A 15,053-nucleotide genomic window follows, 5' to 3' on the forward strand; every position below is an offset into this window, starting at 1 on the left:
CCGGCGCTCTCACGGCCGTCCCGAAGGGGGCACCTCCTCCCCGGAGGGCACCGGCCCCGGTGCCGTGCCGTCGCCGAACGGCCGGCCGACCAGCTCCTCCCGGTGATGCGGCGTCAGCCACCCGTCGAGGTCGGGGCCCAGCGGCACGATGCCGGTCGGGTTGATGCCCTCGTGCACGTGGTAGTAATGCCGCTTGATGTGGTCGAAGTCGATGGTGTCGCCGAAGCCCGGGGTCTGGAACAGGTCCCGGGCGTACGCCCACAGCACCGGGTCCTCGGCCAGCTTCCAGCGGTTGCACTTGAAGTGGCCGTGGTACACCGCGTCGAACCGCACCAGCGTGCAGAACAGGCGGATGTCCGCCTCCGTGAGGGTGTCCCCGACCAGGTAGCGCCGTCCTGACAGGCGCTCCGAGGTGAGCTCCAGGCGGCGGAACACATCGCGGCACGCCTCTTCGTACGCCCTCTGGTCGGCGGCGAAACCCGCGCGGTACACGCCGTTGTTGACGTCGCGGTAGACGCCCTCGACGACCGTGTCGATCTCGTCGCGCAGCGGCTCGGGGTACAGGTCGGGCGCGCCTTCCCGGTGCAGCGCGGTCCACTCCGTGGCGAAGTCCAGGGTGATCTGCTGGAAGTCGTTCGTGACCAGCTTGCCGCTGGGCACGTCCACGAGCGCGGGGACGCTGACACCGCCGGGATATCCGGTCTCACGCGCCTCGTACGCCTCGCTGAGGAAGCGGATGCCGAGGACGGGGTCGCGGTCGTCGGGATCCAGGGTGAAGCGCCAGCTCCGGTCGTCCTGGATCGGGTCGGTGACGGCCAGGGACACGGCGCTCTCCAGGCCGAGCAGCCGCCGCGCGATCAGCGCCCGGCCCGCCCAGGGGCAGGCCCTGCTCACCACCAGGCGGTAGCGCCCCGCCTCGACGGGCCAGCCGTCCCTGCCGTCGGCGGTGATGCGGTCCGCGAAGTGGCTCTTGGAGCGCTTGAACTCCTTGTGGCCGTACGACGCGTTGCCCTTCGGGGGGCTGTTCCTCGCCCCGCCGCTCCCGCCTGCCCCGCTCATGACTGGCTGCCCTCGCGCGCACGGGAACGGGCCACGGGGGAAGGCACCGTACGGACGGCGTCGTCCTCGGGGCGCGGGGGAGGCGCGAGGTCGTAGATGCGGTCGATGAGCGCCGCCTCGTTCCCCGCGAGGCCCGCGCGGCGCAGTGCGTCGTCGGCCTCCGCGATCGGCCCGGCGAGCAGCGACGCCGCGGCGGCGGGCGAGACCGACGCGGAGTCGGACAGGGCGGCCCGCGCGGTGTGCAGCAGGCGCAAGCAGGCCTGGGCGGCGAGCAGTTCCTCGGACGTCGTGCCGGTCATGTCGAGCGACTCCTCTGCGCTGGGTGGCAAAACGGCATCGCGGTGATGCCGTCTCCACTCTCGCGCACGGGTCTGACAATCGCGCCCTACGCGGCCGGGGCGCGGCGGGTGAGGCGCAGCGTGAGACCGTCCGGCATGAGGGTGAGGCGCTCGGCGACGCGCAGCCGGTAGCCGGGCTCCGCGTGCAGGTCGTAGCGGCGCAGGAGCAGGCCGAGCACCAACGTCGCCTCGTGCAGCGCGAACTGACGTCCGATGCAGGCCCGCGCGCCGGTGCCGAACGGTTTGAAGACGTGCGCGGGCCTGGCCCGTACCGCCGAAGGTGCGAACCGGTCGGGGTCGAACTCCTCGGGACGCTCGCCCCACGCCGCGGGATCGCGGTGCAGCATGGCCGCGAGAACCAGCGCCCACGCGCCGCGCCGCATCGGGTGGACGCCCCCGAGCACGGTGTCCTCGCGCGCCTCACGCGCGAACCCCGGAGCCGTCGGCCACAGCCGCAGCGACTCGTCGAGCACCCGGCGTACGTAACGCAGCTTGGCCACCTGTTCGTACGCGGGCTCTCCTTCCGCGCCCCAGACCTCGTCGACCTCGGCCCGCGCGCGGGCGAGCACGTCGGGGGAGCGCGACAAGTAGTGGAGCGCGAACGACAGGGCACCGGAGGTCGTCTCGTGCCCGGCCACCAGGAAGGTGATGACCTGTCGGCGGATGTTCTCCGGAGTGAGCCGCTCCCCGGTCCCGGGGTGCGCCACCTCCAGCATCCGGTCGAGCAGGTCGCCGTGGCCGCCGGGCCCCGACGAGGCGCGGCGGGCCGCGACGACCGCGTCCACGGTGCGGTTGAGGTACGCCATGTCGGCGTCGTTGCGCCGCCCGGCGCCGCGCAGCGTCAGCGGGGCGAGGAACGGCGGCACGACGTTGCGGCGCTGGGCGAAGGAGAGGGTGCCGACCATCGCTGTCACGAACGGGTGCGGCGCGGACCGCTCGAAGGAGCCGAAGTCGTGCCCGAAGCCGGTGCGGGCGATGGTCTCCAGCGTCAGTTTCGTCATGTCGCCCGGCACGTCCACCGACCGGCCCGCGGCCTCCCGCTCGTCCCAGCGCGCGGTCAGCTGCCCCGCGACGTCCAGCATCAGCGGGTGGTAGCCCGCCATCGCGTCGCGGCTGAAGCCGGGGGCGAGAATGTCGTGCGCCAACTGCCAGTTGGGCTCGTGGTTGTACGCGGTGAAGAGCCCGTCGCCCGCGACGGGACGGAGGTTGGCGACCCCCAGGCCCACGTGCTTGGCGAAGCGCGACTCGTCGGCGAGGTCCGCGCAGAGCTCGGCGCCCCACACGAAGACGAACTCCTTGCCGAACGCCTTGCGGCGGAAGATGGGCCCGAGGTCTTTGGCCATCCGCATCGAATCCTGCAGCGGCGTACGGACGTTGGCGCCGAGTATGTCGCCGAGCAGCGGGAGCCTGCGCGGCGGGTGGGGGATGCGGCGCAGCTCGGGCCAGCCGAGCTCGGCGCTGCGGAATCCCTTGGGTGGGGCGGTGGACGCGCCGCCGGAGGGCGAGGCGGGCGCGCCCCGCTCGTCCGGGCCCTTCGCCGCCGCGGACCGCGTCGTCTGCGCCATGTGCCCATCTCCCTTGTCCGACGGGCCCGTTGGGCCTGTTGTACGTGGATTCAATAGGAGCTTCCAGTCTGGTACCGCTATTGAATTCCCGTCAAGTAAGGTGCCTGCATGGCCGCGAACCCGCAGGAGCGCACGCGCCGCAGACTGAGCACCGAGGAGCGGCGTGAGCAGCTGCTTTCCGTCGGGGCGCGGCTGTTCGCGCAGAAGCCCTACGACGACGTGTGGATCGAGCGGGTCGCGGAGATCGCCGGTGTCTCGCGCGGGCTGCTGTACCACTACTTCCCGACCAAGCGGGACTTCTTCGCCGCCGTCGTGCACCGCGAGAGCGAGCGCATGCTGCGGCTGACGGCGGCCGTTCCCGGCCTGCCGGTGCAGGAACAGATCGGCGCCGGACTCGACGCGTTCCTCGGCTATGTGGAGAGCCACGCGCAGGGCTTCCGCGCCTTCCACCGCGCCGAGGCGGCGGGCGACCCGCTGGTCCGCGAGGTCTACCGGAACGGCCTCGCCGCTCAGGAGCGGCAGATCCTCGCGGCGCTCGCCGCGGACCCGGACGTGGCCCGCATCACCCAGGACCTGCCCGCGGTGCGCCTGGCCGTGCGGGGATGGCTGGCGTTCATGGTGGCCGTCTGCCTGGAGTGGCTGGAGGAGCCGGACCTGACGCGTGAACAGGTGCGGGACCTGTGCGCGAAGGCGCTGTTGGGCGCGATCACGCGCTGATGTCGAGGGCCTCCCTCAAGCGGGCGGGGCTCGTGAAGAGGTGTCCGCGTATGCCGCTCGCCTCGGCGGCCCGGATGTTCTCCTCGCGGTCGTCGACGAAGAGGACGCGGCCCGGTTCGGTGCCCAGGGCCTCCAGGCACCAGCGGTAGGCGCCGGGCTCGGGCTTCGCGTGCCCGATGCGGCAGGAGAAGGCGCACACCTGGAAGTGCTTGAGCCAGGAGTACCGCTCTTCGTAGCGGGCGGCCAGCTCCTCGGGGATGTTGGAGAGCAGCGCGATCGGCCGTCCCCCTGCCGCCAGTTCCTCGATCAGGGCGACCATGGTGTCGTCGACGGCGCTCCAACTGGCGAGGTCGGCCTCGACGAGCCGTGCGACCCGCTCCCGGTCGAAGTCCACGCCGAGGGCGTCGGCCACGCGCCGCCAGTACGCGGGTCCGGTCACGTCCCCGCGGTCGTACGGCTGACGCAGCCCCCAATAGGCCTCCCAGAAGGCCGGTTCGGGCACCCCGGCGACGGCGGCCAGGCGGTCCTTGCCGTCCTGGGACTGATGGCACGCGATGACGCCGAACATGTCGAAGAGCACGACGTCGTGCGGGGTGCCGCGGGTCCGGGAACTGCCGTTCGGCTCGGCCGAGTTGTTCAAGGGGGTCACACCTTTCGTACGGTCACGCCCGCCGCGGCGAGCGCGTCGGTCTCCTCGTCCGCCGCCGCCCCGTCGGTGACGACGGCGTGCAGCGCGGCGGCGGGGGCGACGAAGGCCAGGGCGGTGCGGGAGAGCTTCGCGGCGTCCGCGACGGCGATGACGCGGCGGGCCGAGGCGATCGCCGCGCGCTTGACCGCGGCGTCGTCCAGGTCGTAGGCGGTCAGACCGTTCGCAGCGGTCAGCCCGCAGCAGCCGACGACCGCGGTGTCGAAGCGCAGGGCGGCGAGGGAAGCCGTGGTGAGCGGGCCGGTCAGGGCGAGCTCGCCCGGGCGCGGTCGGCCGCCGGGTACGAGGAGGGTCACCTGGGGCGCGCCCGACAGGGCGTTCACCGCGTGCAGGGACAGCGGCATCACGGTCACGCGCCGGTGCTCCAGCGCGCGGGCGACCTCCAGGCAGGTCGTGCCGCTGTCGACCACCACGGACTCGCCGTCGGTGATCAGCACCGCCACCTCGGCCGCGATGCGGCGCTTGGCCTCCAGGCCCTCGCGCGCCCGCAGGGCGAAGGGCGGTTCCTCGCCGCGCAGCAGCAGGCTCCGCGCGCCCCCGCGGTAGCGCTCCAGGACGCCCTGTTCGGCCAGGGCCTCCAGGTCGCGGCGGATGGTCATCTCGGAGGCGCCGGTGAGTTCGGCGAGCTCCGCCACACCGATCCGCCCCGCCTCGCGCACGGCGTCGGTGATCTGCCTCAGTCGATCTGTACTGGCCACACCCACATCAAACATCAGCGATGTTTGAAAATCAAGCTAGCGAACACCGTTTCTGTTCGTTATGTTCGAAGTCATGGAAAGTGCAGCCATGGAGAGAACACTGCGGGCCGGGCGACTGGCCACCTTCGCCTACTTCGCCCTGAACGGCTTCCTCATGGGGATGTGGATCGTCCACATCCCCGCGATCGAGCACCAGGTCGGCATCGGCCATGCCGTGCTCGGCTGGCTCCTGCTGCTGCTCGGTGCGGGCGCCTTCGTCGGCATGCAGGTCGTCGGCCCGCTCACCGACCGCCTCGGTGCCCGCGCCGTCGTCCCCGCCGGCGCGGCCCTGTGCAGCGCGGCCCTGGTCCTGCCCGGCCTCGCCACGAACGTCTGGACGCTGGGCGCGGCCCTGCTGGTGCTCGGCCTCGGCAACGGCTGCCTGGACGTCAGCATGAACGCGCACGCGGTCCAGGTCGAGCGCGGCTACCGGCGGCCCGTCATGTCGGCCTTCCACGCCACGTTCTCCATCGGCGGCGTCCTGGCCGCGCTGGTCGGCGCCCGCACGCTCAGCTGGGGCTGGAGCCCCGCTGTGACCCTCGGCGCGGTGGCGCTGCTCGGCGCCGCGGCCGCCGGGCTGTCCGCCCCCGCGCTGCTGCGTCCCGAGCCCACCGCGCGCACGCCCGCCTCGCGTACGAAGAAGGAGACTTCGGAGGCTTCCCCTTCGCGCCGCGGAACTCCCCGGCAGATATGGATACTTGCCGCCCTCGCGCTGATGCTCATGCTCTGCGAGGGCGTGGCCAACGACTGGAGTGTGCTGCACCTGCGCGACGCCCTGGGCGCGCCCGCCGCCACCGCCGCCCTCGCCTACGGCGCCTTTGCCGCGGCCATGACCGTCGGGCGGCTGCTCGCCGACCGGGTGGCCGCGCGCTTCGGCCCGGTGGCCGTCCTGCGCCACGGTGCGACCGTGGCCGCGCTCGGTCTGACGGTGGCGGCGCTGTCCCCTTGGGTACCGCCGGCCCTGTTCGGCTGGACCGTGTTCGGCGCGGGCCTGTCCGGCTGCATCCCGCAGCTCTTCAGCGCCGCGGGACACGCCGACCAGGACGCCGCCGGAGCCAATGTCTCCCGCGTCGCGGGGCTCGGCTACCTCGGGATGCTCGCCGGGCCCGCGGTCATCGGACCGCTGACCCACTTCATGCCGCTCAACCTGACGTTCTTCCTGCCGGTGGCCTTCTGTGCCGTCGCCGCCTGCACGGCGGGCATCCTGCGCCCGAAGCCGACGGCGCGCGCCGAGGTGTCCGCCATGCGCTCGTGACAGCGTCGCGGCGGCACGACCCGTCCGTCCGGGAGGAGTTCACCGGTGTCGTCGAAGACGATCGTGCCGTTGCACAGCAGGCTCCAGCCCTGTTCGGGATGGGCGGTCAGCACGGCGGCGGCATCGCGGTCGGTGCTGTCGGCTGTCGGGCACGGCGGCTGGTGGGAACACATGACGCACCTGCTTCCAACGCGGGCTCCCTGCACGGGCTTTGTACGAGTAATGACTCCTCGGCGGCGGAGAAGTCATCGCCTCACCGGCCCCGGCCGCAGACGGGCGGCGTCTGGCCCGGGCCGTAGTCCGGCAGCGCTAGCCCCGGCCGTAGTCCGGCAGCGTCAGGCCGGTGTTGGCGGCGCGGCCCTCTTCTCCCGTCAGGGCGGACGGGTCGCGCAGCGCCTCGTTGCGCGCGTCGAGCAGCTCCTGGCTGCGGGGCGCGAGGGTGGCGCTGCCCATGGTGGCCAGCGCCTGGTTCTGCTCGACGAAACCCCGCATCGTGTGCTCGTACGCCGTGAACGCCTCGGAGTCCGGCACGCCTGGACGAGGCTTCCTCGTAACGGCGTTCAGTCCGCCGCGGGCCGCAGGCTCACCGCGTGGAGCGCGAGCTGCATCTCGAACTGCGCCACGGGATCGTGCAGTTGGTCGCCGAACACCTCGTCCAGCTGGCGCAGCCGGTAGCGGACCGTCTGCGGGTGGACGGCGAGCCGGTTCGCGACCTCGCTCGCGTTGTGGCCGCAGCGCGGCCAGCACAGCAGCGTCTCGGCGAACCGTTCGCGCCGAGGGGAGCGCACGGCGTCCAGCGGCAGCAGGTGCCGCCGCACCAGCGCGTCGATCAACGACTCGTCCCGGAAGAGCAGCACGTCGCCAGATGGTCCGCGCAGTGCAGCACGTCCGGCGCCGGCAGGACGCCGCGCCGGGAGAGCTCCAGTGCGTCGAGCACCCAGCGCAGCGACCGCGCCCCTTCGTGCACGTCGACGGTCGGACCGACCACGGCCCGCAGCCCGTGCAGCGCCCCCGCGACGGCGCGGGCCCGCCCGGGACCCTCGGGGTCGGGCACGACGACGCGCCCCGGCCGCTCGTCGAAGCGGGCGAGGAACTCGGGCGGCACGATGGGCCGGACGTCCTCCGGCGCCCGACCCGAGTCTCCTCGTCGAGGCCGCTGCCGGGGATCGCGGGCGCGGTACGGGCGATGTCGAGCAGGGCGTGACCGGCGTCGGCGCCGGACGCGTACGGATGGACCTGGCCGTCGAGGTAGCCGACGCCGTCCGTCGCGGCGTCCGCGAAGCCTGCCTTGAGGAGCGCCGCGATGTTCTCGCCCTCGTACGCGTCCTGGAAGGCGCCCGCGAGCTGCTTGGAGAGCGCGCACTGCGAACCGAGGTCCGGCGTCCCGGTGCGTGGCACGGGACAGTCAACTCCTGCCCAAGTCGGACCACTTGACGTGGGAGGAGGGCGCCAGCAGTCCGCTGTGCGCGGGCACCGCCTACCGCATGCTCGTCAGTGACCGGGGTGCCCGTATGACCCAGGGCGACGTCGTGCTGATCTGGGGCGCGGCAGGCGGGCTCGGCGCGTACGCCGCCCAGCTCGTGCGGGGGCGGCGGAGGGATCGCCGTCGGCGTCGTGAGCAGCCCCGAGAAGGCGGAACGGGCCAGGCGGTTCGGCTGTCACGCCGTCGTCGACCGCGAGGAGATCGGCCTGACCGGCAGCGCCCCCGCCGACCCGACGACGGTCGGCAAGCGGCTCGGCAGGCGCATCAGGGAGCTGGTGGGGGAGGACCCGCACATCGTGTTCGAGCACGTGGGGAGGGCGACGTTCGGGGTCTCCGTGTTCGTGGTCCGGCGTGGCGGCACCGTCGTCACCTGCGGCTCCAGCTCCGGCTACCGCCACGAGTTCGACAACCGCTACCTCTGGATGCGGCTCAAGCGCGTCATCGGCAGCCACGGCGCCAACCTCGTCGAACAGGCCGCCGTGGCACGCCTGTTGGACCTCGGTCACATCGAGCCCGCGCTGTCGGTGACGTACGCCCTGGACGACGTGGCCGAGGCGACCCGGCTCGTGCAGATCAACCGCCACACCGGCAAGGTGGGCGTCCTCGCGCTCGCACCCCGCGCCGGGCTCGGCGTCCGCCGTCAGAGGCCCGTGCGAGGATCAAGCGCATGGAATTCGAACTCCGCGACGGCACCGACCGGCTGATCGAGGTGCCGCTCCTGTGGTGACCCTCGCACGCTCCTCGCTCCTCATGGCCTTCGGCACGGTGGTCTCCCGGGCCACCGGGCTGATCAGGCAGGTCCTCCAGGCCGCGGCCCTGGGCACCGGCCTCCTCGCCAGTACGTACAACACCGCCAACACCGTCCCCACCAGCCTCTACACCCTCCTCATAGGCGGCGCGCTGAACGCCGTCCTGGTGCCCCAGCTGGTGCGCGCCCGCGCGAGCGACCCCGACGGCGGCAAGGCCTTCGAGCAGCGCCTGGTCACCCTCGTCGTCTGCGTCCTCGGCGTCGGTACGGCGCTCGCGGTGTGGGCGGCCCCACAGATCGTCGGCCTCTACATGCGGGACACCCCCGCCAACCACGAGGCGTTCGAACTCACCGTGGTCTTCGCCCGGTTCCTGCTCCCGCAGATCTTCTTTTACGGACTCTTCGGCATGCTCGGCCAAGTGCTGAACGCCCGTGAGAAGTTCGGCGCGATGATGTGGACCCCGGTCCTGAACAACGTGGTGCTCGTCGCGATGTTCGGCGCCTATCTGGGCCTGATGACCGTGCCCGACAGCGTCCGGGACATCACCGCCGACCAGGTCGGCCTGCTCGGCATCGGCACCACCGTCGGCATCGCCCTGCAGGCCCTGGCGCTCGTGCCGTTCGTGCGCGCCGCCGGCGTGCGCTTCAGGCCCCGCTTCGACTGGCGCGGCACCGGCCTCGGCAAGAGCGTCCAGGCCGCCCGCTGGACGCTGCTGCTCGTCCTCGCGAACCAGGTCGCGCTCACCGTCGTCACGAACTACGCCAACATCGCCGACCAGCGCCTGCCGAAGGCAGGGGCCGGATACACCGCGTACTCGTACGCGCAGACCATCTGGCTCCTGCCGCAGTCCATCGTCACCGTCTCCCTGGTGACCGCGCTGCTGCCGCGGATGAGCAAGGCGGCCGCGGAGGGCCGCACCGCCGATCTGCGCGGCGAGCTCTCCCGTGCCCTGCGCGTCACCGGCACGGTGATCGTGCCCGCCGGGTTCTTCTTCCTGGCCTTCGGGCCGCAGACCGCCGAGCTGCTGTTCGCCCACGGCGCCTCGGACGCCGCCGCCACCGAGCCCCTCGGCCACATGCTGCAGGCGTTCGGCCTCGGCCTGATCCCGTTCTCCGCGCAGTACCTCCTCCTGCGCGGCTTCTACGCCTACGAGGACACCCGCACCCCCTTCTGGATGGCGTGCTGGGTGGCGGGCGTGAACATAGTCCTTGCCACCGCCTGCCATCAGCTGCTGCCCGCGCGCTGGGCGGTCACCGGCATGGCCGCGGCCTACACCCTCTCGTACGCCGCCGGTCTCCTGCTCACCGCGCGGCTGCTGCGCCGACGGCTCGGCGGCTACCTCGACGGGCGCCGACTGGTGCGTACGTACGGCAAGTTGACGCTGGCCTCCGCCCTGGCCGGGGCGCTCGGCCTGGCCGCCGCCCGCGCGGGCGCCGAGACGTCGCTCACCGGCACGGCGTCGACGGCTGTGGCCCTGGCGGCCGGCGGTGTGACGATGGCCGCGGGCTACCTCGTGCTCGCCCGGCTGCTGGGGATAGGGGAACTGCGCATGCTGCGCCGGTGAGCCCGGACGAGGTCGGCGTAGTGGCGGCCGCTCGCCTTGATGGTGCGGCGCTGCGTGGCGTAGTCGACGTGGACGAGTCCGGAGCGCTTGTCGTAGCCGTACGCCCACTCGAAGTTGTCCAGGGGCGACGAGGCGTAGTACCCGGCCGGCGCGGCGCCCCGAGGGCGGCGCGGGCGCAGACCGCCAGGTGTTGGCGCAGACAGCGGGCGCGCTCCACGTCGTCGACCGAGCCGTCGTCGCGGACGACGTCGGGGTAGGCCGAGCCGTTCCCGGTGACGTACAGGCTGCGCGCCCCGTACTCCTCGGTCAGGCGCATCAGCAGGGACTCGATGCCGCTCGCGTCGACCTCCCGGTCCATGCCGGTGTGCGGGACCTCGGGGCGGTACACCTGGCGGGCACACGGCGCGGGGCCCGCCGGGTCGTCGACGACCGTCGCCGGGAAGTGGTAGGTGAGACCCAGCCAGTCCAGCGGCTGGGCCATGGTCACCGCGTCGCCCACCCGCTCCGGCAAGTCCACCTGGTACACCTCCCGCATGTCGGCGGGGAAGCCGAGCCCGTGCCCGAGCAGCAGGTGGTAGAAGGCGCGCACGGCGGCCTCCAGGCCGGTCAGGCCCGGCGCGACGATCTTGTCCTTGGCCATGAACATCGCCTTGTTGTGGCAGAGGGCGTACGACAGGGAGTGCAGCGGAACCGCCGCCGGATCCTTGCCCGCGGCGCCGGTCGAGCCGAGGGCCCAGTCCACGCAGCGGTCCTTGCCGCCGATCGCCGCGAAGTCTTCGCGTCCCAGGGCAGCAGGGCGCCGGTGGCCTGGAGCGAGGACGGCCAGGTGTTGCCGATGTTGAGGACATCGGGGCCCTGGCCCGACGTGGGCGCCGCCAGGATCCGGTTGAGCGGCTCGGACCAGGGGATGACCTCCAGCTTCACCTCGATGCCGGTCTCCTTCTCGAACCTCTTCAGCTCGGGCGTGAGGATCTTCTTGTCCGCCGCGAGGTTCGGCCCCTGGTTGGAGGCCTGGTAAGTGAGCCTCCTGGGTGAGGAGTTGCTGCCCGCGCCTCCTGCGTCGCTGCTGCCGCAGGCCGAAGCGGTGCCGAGGGCAGGCCGAGTTCGACACCTGAATGGTTTCACGGCCTTATTTATGACGTGAGTTAAAACCTGATAGATGGTCGCGGCAAGAGGTCGCGCACCGGTATGTTGCGGACCGGAGAGGAGCCACATGGCAGAGCGGGGCAGTCGGACGGTGCGCGACCTGCGCGTGGGCAACCGCGCCACGGTGCTGCAACGGTTGTACTTCGGCGGGCCGATGAGCCGGCAGGCACTCGGCCCCGCGACCGGACTCAGTTCGGGGTCCATCAGCAACGTCGTCGCCGAACTCACCGCCGACGGACTCCTGGAGGAGGCGGGCGTCGTCGAGTCGGACGGCGGACGCCCGCGCACGCTGCTGCGGGTCGCCCCCTCCAGCGGTCGGCTCATCGGAGTCGACGTGGGGGAGACGCGGGTGCGCGTGGAGGCCTTCGACCTCGCGCTGAAGGAACTCGCCCGCACCGAACGCCCGTTGACGGACTCCGGGCACGACGTGGAGCTGATCGTCCGTCATATACGGGAGGGGGTCGCGGAGGTGGCCGCCGAGGCGGGCATCGCCTCCGGAGCCGGTCCAGGATTCCTGCTCGGCGTCGGCGTGGGTGTGCCCGGCATCGTCGACCGGGACGACTCCGGTGCCACCGTGGTGCACGGCCAGACCATCGGCTGGGACGCCGTCCCCCTGGAGGCCATGCTGCGCGATGCGGTGGAACTCCCCGTCGGCACCGCCTACTTCGTCGACAACGGCGCCCGCGCGCTCGGCCAGGCCGAGATGTGGTTCGGCAGCGGCCGGGGCGCGCGCGACGCGGCGATCGTCCTGATCGGCTCCGGCGTGGGCGCGTGCGTCGTCACCGGCGGCGTCATCCACGGCGGCGCGCGGGGCGGGCCCGCCGAGTGGGGGCATCTGACCGTCAGCGTCCGCGGCCGCCGCTGCCGCTGCGGGGCGCGGGGCTGCCTGGAGGCGTACGCCGGAGCCGAGGCCCTCCTGGAGCGCTGGCAGGAGGCGGGCGGCCAACTGCCGCCCGGCGCCGACGAGGAGAGCGGGGTGAGCGCGCTGCTGGCCGCCGCCCATCCGGACGACGACACCGCGCCCGACCCCGTCGCCGCGGCGGTCCTCGACGAGACCGCCGAGTACCTCGGCGCGGGCATCTCCGATCTCGTCAACCTCTTCGGCCCCGAACGCGTCCTGGTCGGCGGCTGGGCGGGCCTGCGGCTGGGCCCGCACCTGCTGCCCGCCGTCCGGGAGTACACCACCGCGTACGCCCTGCGTCACCCCGCGGCCCGCGTCGCCGTCGACCTCGGCCAACTCGGCCCGGACGCGGTGACCGTGGGCGCGGCGACGCTGCCCCTCGCCGACTTCTTCACCCGGGGCGGCCGCCGCCGCACGGCGGTGGCGAGGACGGAGGAGGGGGCGGCGGGCGCACCGGACTGGCAGGCGGTGCTGGAGGGGCGGGGGGTTCGGTGAACGGGGGCGCCGAAGTGACGTTCCCGGGGTGTCAGGCGGGCGGCTGGCCCGCCTCGATGTCCGCGATCAGCTGATGGATGAGTGCGGCGCCGGGCGGCCCTGCCATGGTGGGGACGGCCGGGACCTCTGCGGTTCCGGCGAGCGCCTTGTGGGCGCGCCGCCAGGCTCGGCTGCGGCGCCCGCGTAAGTGGTCGACGAGGGCCTGCGCGTACTGCGTGATGGAGCGCGTCCACACGTCGTGCCGCGGCTGCGGCCCCGCCGACGCGCGACGGACGCTGCGCCACGCGTCCGCCGGTCTGACCCTGGCCTGGGCCACCGCGAGGAGCGCCCAGCTGACGGCGGCGGGCGGGCCGTGCTCCGCGTGCACGGGAATGGTGTCGGCGGCCTCCCGCAGATGCGCGATGGCCCGCTCCGTCCTGCCGTCCTCAAGGGCGAGCGCGCCCAGGACGTGCGCGACGCGGCCGATGGTGGCGTCGTCGCCGGCGAGCACCGCCACGCGCCAGGCCTGGCCGAGCAGTTCGCTCGCCTCGGTGGTGTTGGCGCACGCGGTCAGCCACCCGGCGAGCCACAGGGCCTGCCCGCAGACCCGGGTGTCCGACCGGCCGAGGGGAAGCAGTCGCGCGAGGACCGCGCGCCCCTCCTCGGCGTGACCGCAGACCGCCCACCAGAACCACAGGTCCACCGCGAGCGCGAGAGCGGACGAGGCCTGGTCGGCGCCGCTCGGCTGACGAAGCAGCGCGGCGCGCAGATCCGTCTCCTCGTCGCGGACGAGTGCGGCGGCCCGCTCGTGCAGCCCTGTGCTCCACAAGTGGTGGGCGGTGGAGGCGATATGGCCGTACCAGTACAGATGACGGCTGACGGCGGCAGCCGTCTCCCCGACGGACTGCAGACGCTCGGCGCCGAATCCGCGGACCGCGGCGGTCATGCGGTAGCGCGGCGTGAGGACGCCGCCGGGATCGCGGACCGGCTCCAGGACCGAGGCGAGCACCAGGCGGGCGAGCGAGACCGGCACGTCCTGGGCGTCGAGCCCGCCGCCCGCGCACACGAACACCGCCGCGTCCTCGTCGAAGTCCCCGGCGAACACGCTCAGCCGCGCCCACACGGTCCGCTCGGCGGCCCCGCACAGGGCGTACCCCGCACCCACGGCGGCCCCCAGCGACCGGTGCCTGCGCAGGGGCGCGTCCGCGACACCGAGCCACCCCTGGGAGGGCTCCAGCATGCGTGCGAGCTGCGCCAATGGATACTGCGCGGCCTGTGCCGCCGCCAACTCGAGCGCCAACGGCACGCCTTCGAGCCGCCGACAGATTTCGTGAGCGAGCCGCAGCTCAGCGGGGTGCGGCGGGGGAGGGCCGGGGGTGGGAGCGTCCTGCCTCACGTCCTGCCGCAGGCCGTGTCGGGCGTCGTGCCGGGCGGCCCGAACGCGCTCCAGGAACAGGGCGACGGCGGGGCCCGGAGCCGCACCTTCGCCCGCGTCCGCACCCCCGTCCATCCCCACCGTCAGCGGCCCGAGCCGCAGTACCGTTTCGTCGCCGAGGCCCAGTGGTTGGCGGCCGGTGGCCAGTACGCGTACCCCCGGTGCCTCTTCCAGGAGTTCGCGGATCAGACGTACGCAGTCCTCCCGTACCGGATCGAAGTCGTCCAGGAGCAGCAGCATCCGGCGGCTCCCCAGGCGCGCCACCAGCTCCGCGGCCTCGACCGACGCGGCAGATCCCTCCGTCTCGTCGTCCATCGCCTCGGCCACCGCCTGGGCGACCGACCTGCGGCGCGACGGGCCGCCGTCCCACCACCGCACCCGCACCACACCGTCCGGCAGTGAACCGCCCACCGCGGCGGCCGCGTGCTCGGCGAGCAGGCTCTTGCCGATGCCCGCGCCACCCACCACCGTCACCAGCCTGCCCTGCGCCAGCATCCTGCGGAGCGCCCCCAGTTCCCCGGTCCGTCCGATCAGACCGCCGGAGCGCAGGCCGTCCGGCCGGGCGGCGCTCTCCCCGTGACCCCGTTCTCGCACGCCTCTCCACTCCGCTCGCGTCCCTCACCGCCGCGAGCCCGCTGCCCGCCCCGTGCCACCGTCCCCGTGCAGAATCGTCTCTGCACCGTTTTCAGCAGATCGTCTAACTCCCCACTGTCATCCGGGGTAGTGAAACGTCCGACCGAATCATGCGGGGCAGCGACTCCTCGTATCCCTGTACGGGAACGGTCGCGGATGTGCGCCGGTCCACGACACTTCGCACGTCAGTCAGGTGGATCACCCCGTACCGCGTCCTGTCAGTCGTGACCGACGCGACCGAGACGCCACCCACCGCCGGACCCGGCCCCACGCCCGATCCGGCCTCCGGAG

Annotated in this window: 13 protein-coding genes and 3 pseudogenes; 5 read left to right on the forward strand and 11 right to left on the reverse strand. The window is 73.0% G+C overall.

Annotation, left to right across the window (positions count from 1 at the left end; translation table 11 throughout):
* Nucleotides 1–9: 9 nt before the first annotated feature.
* The 3 genes from AB0B50_RS02360 to AB0B50_RS02370 all read right to left on the reverse strand — a co-directional run bounded on the left by AB0B50_RS02360 (nucleotide 10) and on the right by AB0B50_RS02370 (nucleotide 2,962).
* The gene (locus AB0B50_RS02360) at nucleotides 10–1,059 is read right to left on the reverse strand and encodes a glutathione S-transferase C-terminal domain-containing protein (protein WP_362324218.1); all 1,050 of its coding nucleotides are present in this window, start codon (nucleotides 1,057–1,059) and stop codon (nucleotides 10–12) included.
* A complete protein-coding gene (locus AB0B50_RS02365; protein WP_362324220.1) occupies nucleotides 1,056–1,358 on the reverse strand; it encodes a hypothetical protein in 303 nt (100 codons plus the stop codon). The genes AB0B50_RS02360 and AB0B50_RS02365 overlap by 4 nt, the downstream gene beginning before the upstream one ends.
* 86 nt (nucleotides 1,359–1,444) lie before the next feature.
* The gene (locus AB0B50_RS02370) at nucleotides 1,445–2,962 is read right to left on the reverse strand and encodes a cytochrome P450 (protein WP_362324222.1); all 1,518 of its coding nucleotides are present in this window, start codon (nucleotides 2,960–2,962) and stop codon (nucleotides 1,445–1,447) included.
* Nucleotides 2,963–3,070: 108 nt separating this feature from the next.
* Between AB0B50_RS02370 and AB0B50_RS02375 the strand changes: the two genes are divergently transcribed.
* Nucleotides 3,071–3,679 (forward strand): TetR/AcrR family transcriptional regulator, encoded by a 609-nt coding sequence (locus AB0B50_RS02375; protein ID WP_362324224.1) that lies wholly within the window; start codon nucleotides 3,071–3,073, stop codon nucleotides 3,677–3,679.
* Here the strand turns inward: AB0B50_RS02375 and AB0B50_RS02380 are convergent.
* Nucleotides 3,669–4,319: an HAD family phosphatase gene (locus AB0B50_RS02380; RefSeq protein ID WP_362324226.1), complete on the reverse strand. Its 651-nt coding sequence runs from the start codon at nucleotides 4,317–4,319 to the stop codon at nucleotides 3,669–3,671. The genes AB0B50_RS02375 and AB0B50_RS02380 overlap by 11 nt on opposite strands.
* Before the next feature lie 5 nt (nucleotides 4,320–4,324).
* The gene (locus AB0B50_RS02385; RefSeq protein ID WP_362324228.1) at nucleotides 4,325–5,083 is read right to left on the reverse strand and encodes a DeoR/GlpR family DNA-binding transcription regulator; all 759 of its coding nucleotides are present in this window, start codon (nucleotides 5,081–5,083) and stop codon (nucleotides 4,325–4,327) included.
* Nucleotides 5,084–5,171: 88 nt separating this feature from the next.
* Between AB0B50_RS02385 and AB0B50_RS02390 the strand changes: the two genes are divergently transcribed.
* Complete coding sequence (locus AB0B50_RS02390; protein ID WP_362325044.1) at nucleotides 5,172–6,377, forward strand: MFS transporter; 1,206 nt, start codon at nucleotides 5,172–5,174, stop codon at nucleotides 6,375–6,377.
* Between the two features lie 2 nt (nucleotides 6,378–6,379).
* Here AB0B50_RS02390 and AB0B50_RS02395 read toward each other — a convergent pair.
* The 4 genes and pseudogenes from AB0B50_RS02395 to AB0B50_RS02410 form a co-directional block, all read right to left on the reverse strand.
* A pseudogene (locus tag AB0B50_RS02395) lies at nucleotides 6,380–6,550 on the reverse strand (DUF5999 family protein); the annotation flags it as partial.
* Between the two features lie 136 nt (nucleotides 6,551–6,686).
* Entirely contained in the window at nucleotides 6,687–6,908 is a 222-nt protein-coding gene (locus AB0B50_RS02400; protein ID WP_362324229.1) for a hypothetical protein, read from the reverse strand.
* 29 nt (nucleotides 6,909–6,937) lie between these two features.
* Nucleotides 6,938–7,234: a helix-turn-helix domain-containing protein gene (locus AB0B50_RS02405; protein ID WP_362324231.1), complete on the reverse strand. Its 297-nt coding sequence runs from the start codon at nucleotides 7,232–7,234 to the stop codon at nucleotides 6,938–6,940.
* On the reverse strand, nucleotides 7,207–7,482 hold the full coding sequence (locus AB0B50_RS02410; RefSeq protein ID WP_362324234.1) for a hypothetical protein: 276 nt from the start codon (nucleotides 7,480–7,482) through the stop codon (nucleotides 7,207–7,209). Before AB0B50_RS02410 ends, AB0B50_RS02405 begins: the two co-directional genes overlap by 28 nt.
* Before the next feature lie 286 nt (nucleotides 7,483–7,768).
* Between AB0B50_RS02410 and AB0B50_RS02415 the strand changes: the two are divergent.
* Together AB0B50_RS02415 and murJ are read left to right on the forward strand one after the other, a co-directional pair.
* Nucleotides 7,769–8,564 (forward strand): annotated as a pseudogene (locus tag AB0B50_RS02415) (zinc-binding dehydrogenase); the annotation flags it as partial.
* A gap of 46 nt (nucleotides 8,565–8,610) precedes the next feature.
* On the forward strand, nucleotides 8,611–10,173 hold the full coding sequence (gene murJ / locus AB0B50_RS02420) for a murein biosynthesis integral membrane protein MurJ (RefSeq protein ID WP_362325047.1): 1,563 nt from the start codon (nucleotides 8,611–8,613) through the stop codon (nucleotides 10,171–10,173).
* Here murJ and AB0B50_RS02425 read toward each other — a convergent pair.
* Nucleotides 10,116–11,310, reverse strand: a pseudogene (locus tag AB0B50_RS02425) (family 1 glycosylhydrolase). The gene murJ and the pseudogene AB0B50_RS02425 overlap by 58 nt on opposite strands.
* 76 nt (nucleotides 11,311–11,386) lie before the next feature.
* Here AB0B50_RS02425 and AB0B50_RS02430 point away from each other — a divergent pair.
* A complete protein-coding gene (locus AB0B50_RS02430; protein WP_362324236.1) occupies nucleotides 11,387–12,715 on the forward strand; it encodes an ROK family protein in 1,329 nt (442 codons plus the stop codon).
* 31 nt (nucleotides 12,716–12,746) lie between these two features.
* On the opposite strand, the gene AB0B50_RS02435 is transcribed toward AB0B50_RS02430, so the two are convergent.
* On the reverse strand, nucleotides 12,747–14,723 hold the full coding sequence (locus tag AB0B50_RS02435; RefSeq protein WP_362324237.1) for an AAA family ATPase: 1,977 nt from the start codon (nucleotides 14,721–14,723) through the stop codon (nucleotides 12,747–12,749).
* Nucleotides 14,724–15,053 lie beyond the last annotated feature (330 nt).

Origin of the sequence: Streptomyces sp. NPDC041068 (genome assembly GCF_040647455.1) — a bacterium.
Classification (GTDB): domain Bacteria; phylum Actinomycetota; class Actinomycetes; order Streptomycetales; family Streptomycetaceae; genus Streptomyces.